10 protein-coding genes and 1 riboswitch are annotated in these 14,148 nt (G+C 35.4%); all 10 genes read left to right on the forward strand.

All coding sequences use genetic code 11. The features are described 5' to 3' along the window. Positions 1 to 281: 281 nt before the first annotated feature. The 10 genes from COC46_RS12075 (at position 282) to purF (ending at position 14,143) form a co-directional block, all read left to right on the forward strand. Positions 282 to 1,379, forward strand: a complete 1,098-nt coding sequence (locus COC46_RS12075) for a PRK06851 family protein (protein WP_098809967.1) — start codon at positions 282 to 284, stop codon at positions 1,377 to 1,379. 482 nt (positions 1,380 to 1,861) lie between these two features. Continuing rightward, positions 1,862 to 5,362, forward strand: a complete 3,501-nt coding sequence (locus tag COC46_RS12080; protein ID WP_098809968.1) for a S8 family serine peptidase — start codon at positions 1,862 to 1,864, stop codon at positions 5,360 to 5,362. A 268-nt stretch (positions 5,363 to 5,630) separates the two neighbouring features. Further along, a riboswitch (purine riboswitch) is annotated at positions 5,631 to 5,732 on the forward strand. A gap of 125 nt (positions 5,733 to 5,857) precedes the next feature. Then, positions 5,858 to 6,343: a 5-(carboxyamino)imidazole ribonucleotide mutase gene (purE, locus tag COC46_RS12085; protein ID WP_098809969.1), complete on the forward strand. Its 486-nt coding sequence runs from the start codon at positions 5,858 to 5,860 to the stop codon at positions 6,341 to 6,343. Continuing rightward, a complete protein-coding gene (gene purK / locus COC46_RS12090; RefSeq protein ID WP_098809970.1) occupies positions 6,340 to 7,488 on the forward strand; it encodes a 5-(carboxyamino)imidazole ribonucleotide synthase in 1,149 nt (382 codons plus the stop codon). The genes purE and purK overlap by 4 nt, the downstream gene beginning before the upstream one ends. Next, positions 7,485 to 8,780 (forward strand): adenylosuccinate lyase, encoded by a 1,296-nt coding sequence (purB, locus tag COC46_RS12095; RefSeq protein WP_098809971.1) that lies wholly within the window; start codon positions 7,485 to 7,487, stop codon positions 8,778 to 8,780. The genes purK and purB overlap by 4 nt, the downstream gene beginning before the upstream one ends. 118 nt (positions 8,781 to 8,898) lie before the next feature. Further along, positions 8,899 to 9,621 (forward strand): phosphoribosylaminoimidazolesuccinocarboxamide synthase, encoded by a 723-nt coding sequence (purC, locus tag COC46_RS12100; protein WP_098809972.1) that lies wholly within the window; start codon positions 8,899 to 8,901, stop codon positions 9,619 to 9,621. Then, positions 9,609 to 9,863, forward strand: coding sequence for a phosphoribosylformylglycinamidine synthase subunit PurS (gene purS, locus COC46_RS12105; protein ID WP_069032645.1), 255 nt, complete (start codon positions 9,609 to 9,611; stop codon positions 9,861 to 9,863). The genes purC and purS overlap by 13 nt, the downstream gene beginning before the upstream one ends. After that, the gene (gene purQ / locus COC46_RS12110) at positions 9,860 to 10,543 is read left to right on the forward strand and encodes a phosphoribosylformylglycinamidine synthase subunit PurQ (protein ID WP_098118148.1); all 684 of its coding nucleotides are present in this window, start codon (positions 9,860 to 9,862) and stop codon (positions 10,541 to 10,543) included. Before purS ends, purQ begins: the two co-directional genes overlap by 4 nt. Further along, complete coding sequence (gene purL, locus COC46_RS12115) at positions 10,527 to 12,746, forward strand: phosphoribosylformylglycinamidine synthase subunit PurL (protein ID WP_098809973.1); 2,220 nt, start codon at positions 10,527 to 10,529, stop codon at positions 12,744 to 12,746. The genes purQ and purL overlap by 17 nt, the downstream gene beginning before the upstream one ends. Further along, positions 12,731 to 14,143 (forward strand): amidophosphoribosyltransferase, encoded by a 1,413-nt coding sequence (gene purF, locus COC46_RS12120; RefSeq protein WP_098809974.1) that lies wholly within the window; start codon positions 12,731 to 12,733, stop codon positions 14,141 to 14,143. The genes purL and purF overlap by 16 nt, the downstream gene beginning before the upstream one ends. Positions 14,144 to 14,148: the final 5 nt, after the last annotated feature.

The following is a 14,148-nucleotide window of genomic DNA, read 5'->3' on the forward strand; positions in this document are numbered from 1 at the left end:
GTAGAACGTCGCCTGGTAAACAAAGCATCAGCTAATAAGCTGATGCTTTGTTTTTTGTTTATATTTAAATATGCGATTACTTCGCATAATTTTAATAGAAGCTGCCATAAATAGATAAAATAGGAAAATGCCAAGTTAAAGGACAAATAATAAATAAAATGAAAAAGGTACATGTTTCTTTTCAAAATGATAAAAATTAATAAAGTAAACAATAATATTAATGCTGGGCAAACACCCTTAAATAGAAATCTACATAGTTTAGATTGAATGGAGGGAAAAAGATGAGAGGAAAAATACTCAATTATTATGCAGGTGGTAATACTGCAAAAGGGTTTTATAATCTCTATGACTCAGCTTTAGAGGGTTTAGATAAACTATTCATTCTAAAAGGTGGTCCTGGTACTGGTAAGTCAACATTAATGAAGTCGATTGGTGAATTGATTGTAAACAAAGGGATTGATATTGAATATTTACATTGTTCCTCAGATACTAATTCAATTGATGGATTAATTATCCCAAAATTTCAAATAGGTATAGTGGATGGTACAGCCCCACATGTAATTGAACCTAAAGCTCCGGGTGTTATTGAAGAATATGTAAATTTAGGTGTTGCATGGGACTCTAAGGAGTTGTCTTTACACAAAGAAGCAATCCTATCACTAAATGATGAAATTTCTAAGAAGTTTCAGAAAGCTTATGACACATTTGCAGCATCTTTAAAGGCTCATGATGGGATTGAAGAAGTTTATATTTCAAATATGGATTTTGTAGAAGCTAATAAACTAACGAATGAATTGATAGCGCTTTTCTATGGTAATGATCGTAATAATGAAAAAGACTCTAAAGTAAAACATCGATTTTTAGGTGCAGCAACGCCAAGTGGTGCAGTAGATTATGTTCAAAATTTAACAGAAGACATTGAAAAACGTTATTTTATTAAAGGTAGAGCTGGTTCCGGTAAATCAACGATGTTAAAGAAGATAGCAGCTGCAGGAGAAGAAAGAGGCTTTGATGTAGAGATATATCATTGTGGGTTTGATCCAAACAGCCTTGACATGGTAATTATTCCTGAAAAAAGTATTGCAATCTTTGATAGTACAGCACCACATGAATATTTTCCTGATCGTGAAAATGATGAGATTATTGATATGTACGAAAGATGCATAACACCGGGTACGGATGAGAAATATGCTGATGAAATTGAAAGAACAACAAATTTATATAAAGAGAAAATGAAAGAAGCAATTTCTTACTTGGCTGAAGCTAAGGTTCTCAGAGATGAATTAGAAGCAATCTATATTGGAGCAATGGACTTTTCAAAAGTTGATAAAATTCAATCTGAATTAATAGAAGAAATTGAAAGTATTATTAAACAGTAAAATTATATTAATTGGAAGAAGGTGCACCCAAATCGGTACGCCTTTTTTATTATTTTTAAGGGAAGAAAGTATTAGTACTTTTTAATTATTTTTCTTCGACATTCGAGAAAATACACGCTTAATTAATTGAATTTTCTTTATATTTTAACAAATACTGATAGAAAACAATCAGAAAAACTAAAGAAAACCGACATGATTTTCTATTTTTCGATTAGTTATTTAGCATTTTTAACATTAAGTATGGCTTATAATGAGTTTTTTTGTATTTATTTGTAAAAAAATATCACATCAAATTATGGCAATTTCCCCCAATTTACTTCGGTATATGATGAATGTACATTTAGATTGTATGTATTTACTTGCATAGTGATAAGAGTTGGTCAGATCAAATTGATAATCTATTTTTTAAACTACTAATCTCTTAATCATCGTATTAAAGCTAAAATATCTATAATTTTACATTTATAAAAGGAGAGGCATTTATGAAATTAAGAATGTTAATACCGTTTAAAGTAATGACAACTGTAGCGATATCTTCTTTGATTTTCTCATCATATACAGCTCTTGCAGACAATACATCTATATCTCAGTCGGAAAAAAACCAAGTGCCGCAATTACTGGAAAAAGGTTCAAAAGATAAAAATAGCTTTTATCATGACGTTAAAAAAGAGGATCCAGAAAATAGCTATAAACCAACAGATAAGGTTAGATTTATTGTAGAGGTTGAACAACCAACAGCAACTGTCACATCAAAATCGAACAAAAGATCCTTATTAAAAGAAAAACAGGACAGAGTAATCGATGTCATCAACAAGAAACATAAATCTAAATCAAATTTACCTAAATTAAAGCAACGATTTTTTGAAGGGTTTAATGGATTTAGTGTTGAGACAGAATATCAGAATTTAAATGAAATTAAGGCTATTCCTGGTGTACTTCACGTAAATGTTGCGAGAACATTCCATGAAACGATGGCAACGAGTAAAGAACTAGTACAAGCTCAAAAGGTTTGGAACCAATATGGCTACGAAGGAGAAGGGTTACTTGTAGCCATCGTCGATTCTGGTATCGATTATACTCATAAGGACATGACTTTAACTGAAAAGGGTAAGCAAAAAGAAAAGTTAACGCAAAGTGGAATTAAAAGTAAACTAGACGCTACATCAGTAAATGATGTATGGTACACAGATAAAGTTCCATCGGGCTATGATTGGGCTGATCATGATACAGATGTTATACCTCGTGGAGATGGAAGCCCACATGGTACACATGTTGCAGGTACAGTTGCTGCAAATGGTGACGAGGTAAATGGTGGGGTTCAAGGAATCGCTCCTGGAACTCAATTATTAGCTGAAAAAGTATTCTCCGATTTAGGTGGAGGTGCTTATGAGGATGACCTCATCGCAGGTATTGAGCATGCAGTTACAATGGGCGCAGACGTTATTAATATGAGCTTAGGTGTAGATTCTGGTTTTGTAGGAGAAGATTTTGACCCGGTACAAAAAGCAATTCGTGTAGCAACAGAGCAAGGTACCCTAGTTGTGGTTGCTGCAGGAAATTCAGCTTATAGTACAGAAAATAATTTATTTTTTGAGCCTGCAGCACAACCATATGCGGAAAACCCTGATATTGGAACAGTAGGTGCACCGGGGGTAAGTCCATTTGCTTTATCAGTTGCTTCTTATGAAAATTCAAACATGCACTTAAATACTTTGGGTGATGCTAATGGAAATAAACTTCCTTTCCAAGACCAAACTATGTTTGCCCCAACAAAAAACTTTAAGCTCTCTAAAAATTTAACACCTGGGCAAGAGTATGAAATGGTATATGTTGGTGAAGGTTCGAAACCAACTGATTTTAACAATAAAAACGTAGAAGGAAAAATCGTTGTAGCAAAAATGAATAATCAATATACATCTTATTCGTTTGTTCAGTTTAATGCTGCAAAAAATAAAGCAAAAGCTGTTATTGTTATCCCACCTAATAATTTACCTGATTACCCGTATCTAAGATTTAGTGAATTTTCAATTCCAGCTGCTACAACAGGTAAAGTAGTAGGTCAAGAGTTAATCAATAAACTATCAAATAATCAAGTTGTTAAAATGAAATTAGATGGGGATATTTGGGTCGATAATCCAGATAAAAATACGATGTCAGATTTTACTTCATATGGTGCACCAAGTACTTTAGATTTTAAACCAGAAATTTCTGCGCCTGGTGGAAACATCTATTCAACTGTACCTGGTAATGACTATGAGGTAATGAGTGGTACATCAATGGCAACCCCTCATGTCGCAGGTGGTTCAGCATTAGTGCTACAGTCACTATATGAAAAGGGATTGCAACATTCTGAAGATTCAGCATTAAAAGCCAAAATTGCATTAATGAACACATCCAGTATTGTAATGGATCCAAAAACAAACGGGGAAGTTCCTTATTCACCACGAGTACAGGGGTCGGGGGTGATGCAAATTCAAAATGCAATTAAAACACCAGTAATTGTGACAAGAAAAGACACACCACTAGAGCAAGCGGGAGCAGTAGCATTAAAAGAAATTAAAAACGATCGAGCGATCTTTAATTTAAATGTAGAATCTCTAGAATCGAAAAATCCAAAAGTAGAATACGAATACTCTGTTAATGTAGACCTCTTAACAGATGAAACAAAAACAAAGCAGTTTGACTTAGATAGTGATGGAGCTTTAGATTCAAAGGATTATTTAACTTTAAGTAGTAAACGAATCGAAGGTGCTTCTATCTATGTAAATGGAGAAAAGTTAACTGGGACAGAAGGCGGGAAAATAAAAATTAAACCCGGAAAAGAGAAAAATCTAAACGTCGAGATTCGTTTCCCTAGAACATTAAGAAAGAATGCATTCGTTGAAGGATTTGTTCGCCTAATTCCAAAGGATCAAACTAAAGCAGTACCTTTATCGATTCCGTACATGGGCTTCAATGGAAAATGGGATGAACCAAGAAATATCGATCCACCAGCGTGGGAAAAGGATGCGTTTTTAGGTTACACAGCACTTTGGGATGGAACTTCTGAACGCTATCCAAAAGGGTATAACTCATCGACTGGTACATTTGATCTTAGTAAAATTGCTATTTCTCCAAACTACCATTTAGGTGGAATTTATTCTTCATTTACAGCTTTGCGAAATTTAGCAAAAACCGAAATGTATATCGAAAATCAAAAAGGCAAAATAGTGAAATATTTAGGAGATTTTAGTGAATTTAATGGTGCTCCATATAAATTCAGAAAGAATATTATGTCATACGGTGATACAAGCTATAATGAACTTTATGCTTGGAATATGACAGATGCGTCTGGTCAAGTTGTTCCTGACGGAGATTATAAATATGTTATCCGTACCACATTAGACTATCCAGGAGCTAAACCACAGGAAGTAAAAATGCCGGTAAAGGTTGATTCAATACTTCCTAAAGTCACAGATATTCGGGTAACTCCAAAAGATGGAAAATACGAAATATCTTGGAAAGGTACCGATAATGAAAGTGGATATATAGCTTCTGTTGTTTGGGTTAACGGAAACTATTATACACCGGGGGCTGCACAAACTTTACTAGTAAATATCGAACCAAAAAGTATTGTGATTGGTGGAGCTGACAACGCATTTAATCACTCTTATGCTGTATGGGGAGATCAAAGTGCGAAATATATGAGTGAATGGATGGTACTTTCGAACAGAAGTGTATATCCGACAACAAATATTAACAAGAATAGAGTGGCTTCAGTCGACTTCTTTGCTCAAAACAGAGTAGATTGGAATTTTAATGTGAAAGACGCTAATGGAAATGTAGTAGATACATTCGAGTTTAAAAACGAAAAAGAAGTTCATACAAAATGGTACCCAAAAGCAGATTTGCCAAGCGGAACATATTATATTTCTGCTGATGTTGTAACGAAAGATGGGTTTACAGTAACATCAACTCCGACGAAAGTAACAGTTCTTCAGTAAAAGTCAATAATTGAAAAAGCTATCTTTCCCATTTATTATAGGGATAGATAGCTTATTTTATTTTTACTAAACGAAAAAAGTACTACATGATTCTTTTGGTAACTAGAAATCCGAATAAGAAATAAAAAAATAACAGTTGCTATCAGTAATTTAATTAAACTAGACATCATAAAATGTTAAAAACATAGTAAAACACGAACATTAAAATATTTTTTTATAAAAACATTCATATTTTATTGTAAAAAGAGTTAAAAATTGATACTATAGAGATAGGAAATTTAGCAAACCTCATATAAGTTTGGGAATATGGCCCAAAAGTTTCTACCTAGTAACCTTAAATTACTGGACTATGAGGGGAAGTTAATCACACGTGTACGTTAGACTAGTATACGCCTAAGTAGATTATCTTTCTCGACATAGAGGGGATAGTACTATTTAGGCGTTTTTTGTTGAAAATTTATATAAAAAATAGCGAATTAACTTGGGGGAAAGCAGATGAAACCGGTAGTTGGTGTCATTATGGGGAGTACAAGTGATTGGGAAACAATGAAAAATGCTTGTGATGTGTTAGAAGAGCTAAATATTAGCTATGAGAAAAGGGTTGTTTCGGCACATCGTACGCCAGATTTAATGTTTGAATATGCAGAGGCAGCTAGAGAACGCGGTATTAAAGTAATCATAGCTGGTGCTGGTGGAGCTGCACATTTACCAGGAATGGTAGCAGCAAAAACAACACTTCCAGTAATCGGTGTACCAGTACAATCAAAAGCTTTAAATGGTTTAGATTCATTATTATCGATTGTGCAAATGCCAGGTGGAGTGCCTGTTGCAACTGTTGCGATTGGTAAAGCAGGCGCAACGAACGCAGGTTTACTTGCAGCTCAAATATTAAGTATCCAAGATCAAGAAGTTTATTTAGCATTAGAAACTCGTCGTGAAAACACTACAAAACAAGTATTAGAAAGCAGTGATTCGCTATGAATAGTAAAGTAATTCTACCAGGACAAACAATAGGGATTATCGGTGGAGGGCAACTTGGAAGAATGATGGCGCTTTCAGCGAAAGAAATGGGCTATAAGATAGCTGTTTTAGATCCAACTCCAAACTCACCTTGTGGGCAAGTATCTGATATAGAAATTACGGCTGAGTATTCCGATATTGAAGCAATTAAACAGCTTGCGGAAGTAAGTGATGTTATAACATATGAATTTGAAAATATAGATGTAAATGCACTTGAGTATTTAGATGAGCATTCATATTTACCTCAAGGCAGTGAGCTACTAAAGCTAACAAGAAATCGATTAACTGAGAAAACGGCAATTCAAAATTTAGGTATAAAGGTTGCCCCATTTCGTCTAGTAGAAAACGTGGAGCAATTTTCAAAAGCAGTAACTGCAATCGGGTTACCAGCGGTATTGAAAACGACGACAGGCGGCTATGATGGAAAAGGGCAAGTAGTTTTAAAATCCGAAGAAGACTTTGCTGATGGATTAGAACTTGTTAAAAAACAGCAATGTATTCTTGAAGGATGGGTTCCTTTTGAAAAAGAATTGTCAATAATTGTCGCAAGAAATCGTAATGGAGAGGTAAGTACGTTTCCAATAGCAGAGAATGTACACATTAATCAGATTCTGCATACTTCATCTGTACCAGCAAATACTTCGAAATTCGTAATCGAAACAGCTGAAAACTATGCAAAAAAGATTGCGAGTTCATTTCATCTTGTAGGTGTTTTAGCAATTGAGTTATTTGTAACGGAAGATGAGCAGGTTTATATTAATGAATTAGCTCCGCGTCCACATAATACTGGACACTATACAATGGAAGCAGTAGAAACTTCACAGTTTAAACAGCATATTCGAGCGGTTTGTAATTTACCATTAGGCAATACAGAATTACTGAAGCCTGTAGTAATGGTCAATATATTAGGTGAACATGTTGAAGAAGTCTTGAATGTAATGCAAAATGATAGTACATTAAATGTCCATCTTTATGGTAAAGAAGAAAGCAAAAAAGGCCGTAAAATGGGACATATTAATATAATGGCAGCATCAACAGAAGAAGCGATGCAAAAAGTAAAAGAGCTAGGGATTTGGGAACAAAGCCCGATGGAGGTAAAAATATGATTGAACGTTATTCACGCCCAGAAATGGCAGCAATTTGGACAGAAGAAAACAAATTTAAAGCTTGGTTAGAAGTTGAAATCTTAGCATGTGAAGCATGGGCTGAATTAGGAGATATTCCTAAAGAAGACGTAAAAGTGTTACGCGAAAAAGCTTCTTTCGATATAAACCGAATTTATGAAATTGAAAAAGAAACACGCCACGACGTAGTTGCATTTACTCGTGCAGTTTCTGAAACATTAGGCGACGAACGTAAATGGGTACATTATGGTTTAACATCAACTGACGTAGTAGACACAGCACTTTCTTACTTACTACGCCAAGCAAATGATATCCTATTAAAAGATTTAGAGAATTTTATTGGAATCCTTGAAACAAAAGCGAAAGAACATAAATACACAGTTATGATGGGTCGTACTCACGGTGTACATGCAGAACCAACTACATTTGGATTAAAGCTAGCATTATGGACTGAAGAAATGAAACGTAACTTAGATCGATTTAAAAGTGCGATTGAATCAGTTCGTGTTGGTAAAATCTCAGGCGCTGTTGGAACATATGCAAATATTCCTCCATTTGTTGAAGAATATGTGTGTGAAAAATTAGGAATTCAAGCTGCACCAATTTCAACTCAAACATTACAACGTGATCGTCATGCGCACTACATGGCAACATTATCGTTAATTGCAACTTCAATTGAAAAATTTGCAACTGAAGTACGCGGATTACAAAAAAGTGAAACTCGTGAAGTTGAAGAATTCTTTGCAAAAGGTCAAAAAGGTTCTTCTGCAATGCCACATAAACGTAATCCAATTGGATCTGAAAATATGACAGGTTTAGCGCGAGTAATCAGAGGTCATATGGTTACGGCTTATGAAAATGTATCACTTTGGCATGAAAGAGATATTTCACATTCATCAGCTGAAAGAATTATCTTACCAGATGCAACAATCCTTTTAAATTACATGTTAAATCGTTTTGGAAATATCGTTAAAAACCTTACAGTATTCCCTGAGAATATGAAACGTAACATGGATCGAACTTACGGATTAATTTATTCTCAACGTGTACTACTTGCACTTATTGAAAAAGGTATGTCACGTGAAGAGGCTTATGATACTGTTCAACCAAAAGCAATGGAAGCTTGGGAAACTCAAGTACAGTTTAAAGAGCTTGTTGAAGCAGAGGATAAAATTACTTCTTTATTATCTCAAGAAGAAATTAATGATTGCTTTGACTATAGTTACCACTTAAGTCAAGTCGATACAATTTTTGAACGCTTAGGATTAAATTAATTAGAAAAATTGTTTGGCTAAGTATATAGAAAAAGTTTCTTAGCCAAACAATTCAAATATCAGATAAAGCATAAATTCTATTGGGTGTTTAAATGAGGATATGGGAGGCATTGTTAGCATGGCAGAGCAAGTAATGTTGTATGAGGGAAAAGCAAAGAGGATTTTCTCAACTGAAAATCCTGAGATTGTAAGAGTTGAGTACAAAGATTCAGCAACTGCATTTAACGGTGAAAAGAAAGCAGAAATTGCCGGTAAAGGTCGCTTGAATAATGCAATTACTAGTTTACTCTTTTCAAAGTTAAAGGAAGCAGGGATTGCATCTCATTTCGTAGAAAAAACATCTGAACTTGAACAACTTGTAAAACGAGTAACAATTGTACCAATTGAAGTAGTTGTTAGAAATATCGTTGCTGGAAGCTTGTCGAAGCGTATGGGATTAGATGAAGGTGTTAAATTAGAAAAGCCAATCATCGAGTTTTACTACAAACGTGACGATTTAGGTGATCCGATTATTAATGAAGATCATATTGCTGCACTTAAACTTGCAACAACTGAAGATCTTGAAACAATTAAAGAAATTGCTCTCCGTGTTAATGATGTACTAGTAGAACAGTTTAATGAATGCAGTGTTCGATTAGTCGATTTTAAATTAGAGTTTGGCAAATTAAATGATGGAACAATTTTGTTAGCAGATGAGATTTCACCAGATACTTGCCGATTATGGGATAAAGATACAAACGCAAAATTTGATAAAGATGTATTCCGTAGAGATTTAGGTAACTTAACAGATGGATACGAAGAAATTTTAAAACGCTTAGGGGGATTATCATGTTCAAAGTAAGAGTATTCGTTACATTAAGAGAAAGTGTTTTAGATCCACAAGGAAATGCAGTTAAAAACGCACTTCATAGCATGAATTTTAGCGAAGTTCAAGATGTTCGTATCGGTAAATATATGGAATTATTGATTGATAAAAATGTTGCAGATTTAGATACTACTGTAAAAGAAATGTGTGAAAAATTATTAGCAAACATCGTAATTGAAGATTACCGTTATGAGGTAGAGGAGGTAGTCGCACAGTGAAGTTTGCAGTAATTGTGTTCCCGGGCTCAAATTGTGATGTTGATATGTATCATGCAATCAAAGATGAGTTAGGCGAAGAAGTAGAATACGTATGGCATGATTCAACGAATTTAGATGAATTTGATGGTATTTTATTGCCAGGTGGTTTCTCATATGGTGATTACTTACGCTCTGGTGCAATTGCAGGCTTTGCAAACGTGATGGATGCCGTAAAGAAAGCTGCTGCTGAAGGTAAACCAGTATTTGGCGTATGTAATGGATTCCAAATTCTAACTGAAGCAGGACTATTACCAGGTACACTTAGACGTAATGAGAAATTAAAGTTTATGTGTAAACAGGTTGAGCTAGTTGTTGAAAACAATGAGTCAATGTTTACAACTGGTTATGAAAAAGGTCAAGTAATTACAGTACCAATCGCTCATGGTGAAGGAAATTACTATTGTGATCAAGAAACTTATGAATCTCTAAAAGCTAATAATCAGATAGTTTTCCGTTATCAAAATAATCCGAATGGTAGCTTAGATGATATCGCAGGAATTGTAAATGAAAAAGGAAATGTACTAGGAATGATGCCACACCCTGAGCGTGCAGTTGATGCATTATTAGGCTCAGCAGACGGACTTCAACTATTTCGTTCGATTGTAAGAAACTGGAGGGAAAATCATGTCGTTACTTCTTGAGCCAAATCCAATGCAAATTGAAAATGATAGAATTTATGCCACTATGGGCTTAACTGATGAAGAGTTTCAATTAATTAAATCAATTATTGGTCGCAATCCGAACTATACAGAGCTTGGATTATTCTCAGTAATGTGGTCAGAACATTGTAGTTATAAAAACTCAAAGCCTTTATTACGTAAATTCCCAATAAGCGGCGAGCATGTTTTACAAGGACCAGGTGAAGGAGCAGGGATCGTTGATATTGGTGACGAGCAAGCTGTAGTTTTTAAAATCGAAAGCCATAATCACCCTTCTGCAATTGAACCATACCAAGGTGCTGCTACTGGTGTAGGTGGAATTATTCGTGACGTATTTTCAATGGGAGCACGTCCTGTTGCTCTTCTAAATTCTTTACGATTCGGTGAACTAGAAACTCCTAGAGTTAAATATTTATTTGAAGAAGTTGTTGCAGGTATTGCTGGATATGGAAACTGTATTGGTATTCCAACAGTTGGTGGAGAAGTAAACTTCGATCCATGTTATGAAGGTAATCCTTTAGTAAATGCAATGTGTGTTGGTTTAATCAATCATAAAGATATTAAAAAAGGTCAAGCGCACGGTGCTGGAAATACAGTTATGTATGTCGGTGCTTCAACTGGTCGTGATGGTATTCATGGCGCAACATTTGCTTCTGAAGAACTATCTGATGCATCAGATGAGAAACGCCCAGCGGTTCAAGTAGGCGATCCATTCATGGAGAAGTTATTACTTGAAGCTTGTTTAGAAGTTGTTCAAAATGATGCACTTGTTGGAATTCAAGATATGGGAGCAGCTGGATTAACTTCTTCATCTGCTGAGATGGCTTCAAAAGCAGGAATGGGAATTGAGATGAATCTTGATTTAGTTCCACAACGTGAAGCTGGTATGACTGCATACGAAATGATGTTATCAGAATCTCAAGAACGTATGTTATTAGTTGTAGAAAAAGGTAGAGAACAAGAAATCGTAGACTTATTTGAAAAGTATGATTTACATGCTGTATCTGTAGGACGTGTTACAGATGATAAGATGCTTCGTTTACTTCATAAAGGTGAAGTTGTAGCTAATTTACCTGTAGATGCTCTTGCTGAGGAAGCACCTGTATATCATAAGCCATCTACTGAACCTGCATATTACGGCGAGTTCCAAGCGATGGAAAACTATATTCCTGAAATTAGTGATTCAAAAGAAACGTTAAAACAATTACTTTCTCAACCTACAATTGCAAGTAAAGAATGGGTTTACGGTCAGTATGATTATATGGTTCGTACAAATACAGTAGTTGCTCCTGGTTCTGATGCTGCAGTTATCAGAATTCGTGATACAAAGAAAGCTCTAGCAATGACAACTGACTGTAATGCACGCTACTTATATTTAGATCCAGAAGTTGGCGGAAAAATTGCAGTAGCTGAAGCAGCACGTAATGTAATTTGTTCAGGAGCTCGACCTCTTGCAATTACAGATTGCTTAAACTTCGGAAACCCTGAAAAACCTGAGATTTTCTGGCAGTTAGAAAAAGCAACTGATGGTATGAGTGATGCTTGTAATGTTCTAAGCACGCCTGTAATCGGTGGTAACGTATCATTATATAACGAAACAAATGGTGAAGCAGTTTACCCAACTCCTGTAGTTGGTATGGTAGGTCTTATTGAAGACGTTGAACATATCACGACTCAAAACTTTAAAACTGCTGGCGATTTAATTTATGTAATCGGAGAAGCAAAAGCAGAATTTGGTGGAAGTGAGCTTCAAAAATTATTAAACGGCAAAATCTTTGGTAAAGCACCAAGTATTGACTTAGCGATCGAATCTAGTCGCCAAGAGCAAATTCTTGCAGCAATTCAAGCTGGTGTAGTTGCTTCAGCGCATGATTTATCTGAAGGTGGATTAGCAGTTGCGATTGCAGAAAGCACATTTGGTCCGTCAGAAGTTGGTGCAACGATTACAATCGAAGGAAATGAAGTTGTTTCATTATTTAGTGAAACTCAATCACGTTTCTTACTTTCAGTTAAACCTGAACATAAAGAACAATTCGAAGCATTAGTAGATGCAAAGTTAATCGGTACAGTTACAGAAGAAACATCAGTAACAGTTCGTAATGAAAACAATGAAACAGTTCTTCATGCTTCAGTTGAGGAACTGAAACAGTCTTGGAAAGAGGCGATCCCATGCTTGCTGAAATAAAAGGACTAAACGAAGAGTGTGGAATATTTGGAATTTGGGGGCATACTGATGCTGCCCAAATCTCCTACTATGGTCTTCATAGTTTACAACATAGGGGCCAAGAAGGAGCTGGAATTGTTGTAACGAATGGAAATGAGCTTGAAGGTGCAAAAGGACTTGGTTTAATAACAGAGGTTTTCAGTAAAGGTCAATTAAACGATTTACACGGAAAAGCTGCTATTGGTCATGTGCGTTATGCAACTGCAGGCGGAGGTGGGTATGAAAATGTTCAACCTCTATTATTCCAATCACATACTGGAAGCATAGCTCTTGCTCATAATGGTAACTTAGTAAATGCTTCAAGATTACGTAAGGATTTAGAAATGCAAGGTAGCATTTTCCAAACAACATCTGATACAGAAGTACTTGCTCATTTAATTAAACGTAATGGTTCGGCTCCATTAAAAGACAGCATTAAAGCATCTTTAAATATGATTAAGGGAGCATTTGCTTACTTAGTTTTAACAAAGGATGCAATGTATGTTGCACTAGATCCAAACGGCTTTAGACCATTAGCATTAGCTAAACTAGGTGATGCTTATGTTGTAGCGTCTGAGACATGTGCATTTGATGTAGTCGGGGCGAAATATATCCGAGATATTAATCCGGGAGAATTACTGATTATTTCAGACAAAGGAGTGGAAACTGATCAGTTTACTTCTTCAGTTAATCACACAATTTGTAGTATGGAATATATTTATTTCTCTCGTCCAGATAGCAATATTGATAATATCAATGTTCATGCTGCACGTAAGAGCATGGGGCGTGTTTTAGCAAAAGAAGCACCAGTAGAGGCAGACGTTGTAATTGGTGTACCTGATTCAAGTATTTCAGCAGCAGTTGGTTACGCAGAAGAATCTGGTATTCCATATGAACTTGGATTGATTAAAAATCGCTATGTTGGTCGTACATTTATCCAACCTTCTCAAGAACTTAGAGAGCAAGGGGTTAAAATGAAACTTTCTCCAGTTCGTTCGATCGTTGAGGGGAAACGTGTAGTAATGGTAGATGATTCAATCGTTCGTGGAACTACAAGCCGCCGAATTGTACAAATGTTACGTGATGCAGGTGCAATTGAAGTACATGTTCGTATCGGTGCACCACCATTGAAAAATCCATGTTATTACGGAATTGATACTTCTACTAGAGAAGAGTTAATTGCTGCGACTAATACAATAGAAGAAATATGCCAAGAGATTGGTGCAGATTCATTAGAATTTATTAGTCTTGAAGGATTACTAAATGCTATTGGTAGAAATCATGAAGGTCCAAATAGAGGACAATGTACTGCTTGTTTTACAGGATGTTATCCAACAGTAATTTATGATGAAAATGAATTAGTACATTCTCAGAATTAATATAC

It is taken from the genome of Bacillus sp. AFS041924, from assembly GCF_002577195.1.
Classification (GTDB): Bacteria; Bacillota; Bacilli; order Bacillales; family Bacillaceae_G; genus Gottfriedia.

What these genes read in the sequence shown, in the direction of transcription:
- COC46_RS12080 (WP_098809968.1), top strand. Translation starts at nt 1,862, where the DNA reads ATGAAATTAAGAATGTTAATACCGTTTAAAGTAATGACAACTGTAGCG.
- COC46_RS12075 (WP_098809967.1), top strand. Translation starts at nt 282, where the DNA reads ATGAGAGGAAAAATACTCAATTATTATGCAGGTGGTAATACTGCAAAA.
- purL (WP_098809973.1), top strand. Translation starts at nt 10,527, where the DNA reads ATGTCGTTACTTCTTGAGCCAAATCCAATGCAAATTGAAAATGATAGA.
- purB (WP_098809971.1), top strand. Translation starts at nt 7,485, where the DNA reads ATGATTGAACGTTATTCACGCCCAGAAATGGCAGCAATTTGGACAGAA.
- purK (WP_098809970.1), top strand. Translation starts at nt 6,340, where the DNA reads ATGAATAGTAAAGTAATTCTACCAGGACAAACAATAGGGATTATCGGT.
- purC (WP_098809972.1), top strand. Translation starts at nt 8,899, where the DNA reads ATGGCAGAGCAAGTAATGTTGTATGAGGGAAAAGCAAAGAGGATTTTC.
- purE (WP_098809969.1), top strand. Translation starts at nt 5,858, where the DNA reads ATGAAACCGGTAGTTGGTGTCATTATGGGGAGTACAAGTGATTGGGAA.
- purF (WP_098809974.1), top strand. Translation starts at nt 12,731, where the DNA reads ATGCTTGCTGAAATAAAAGGACTAAACGAAGAGTGTGGAATATTTGGA.
- purS (WP_069032645.1), top strand. Translation starts at nt 9,609, where the DNA reads ATGTTCAAAGTAAGAGTATTCGTTACATTAAGAGAAAGTGTTTTAGAT.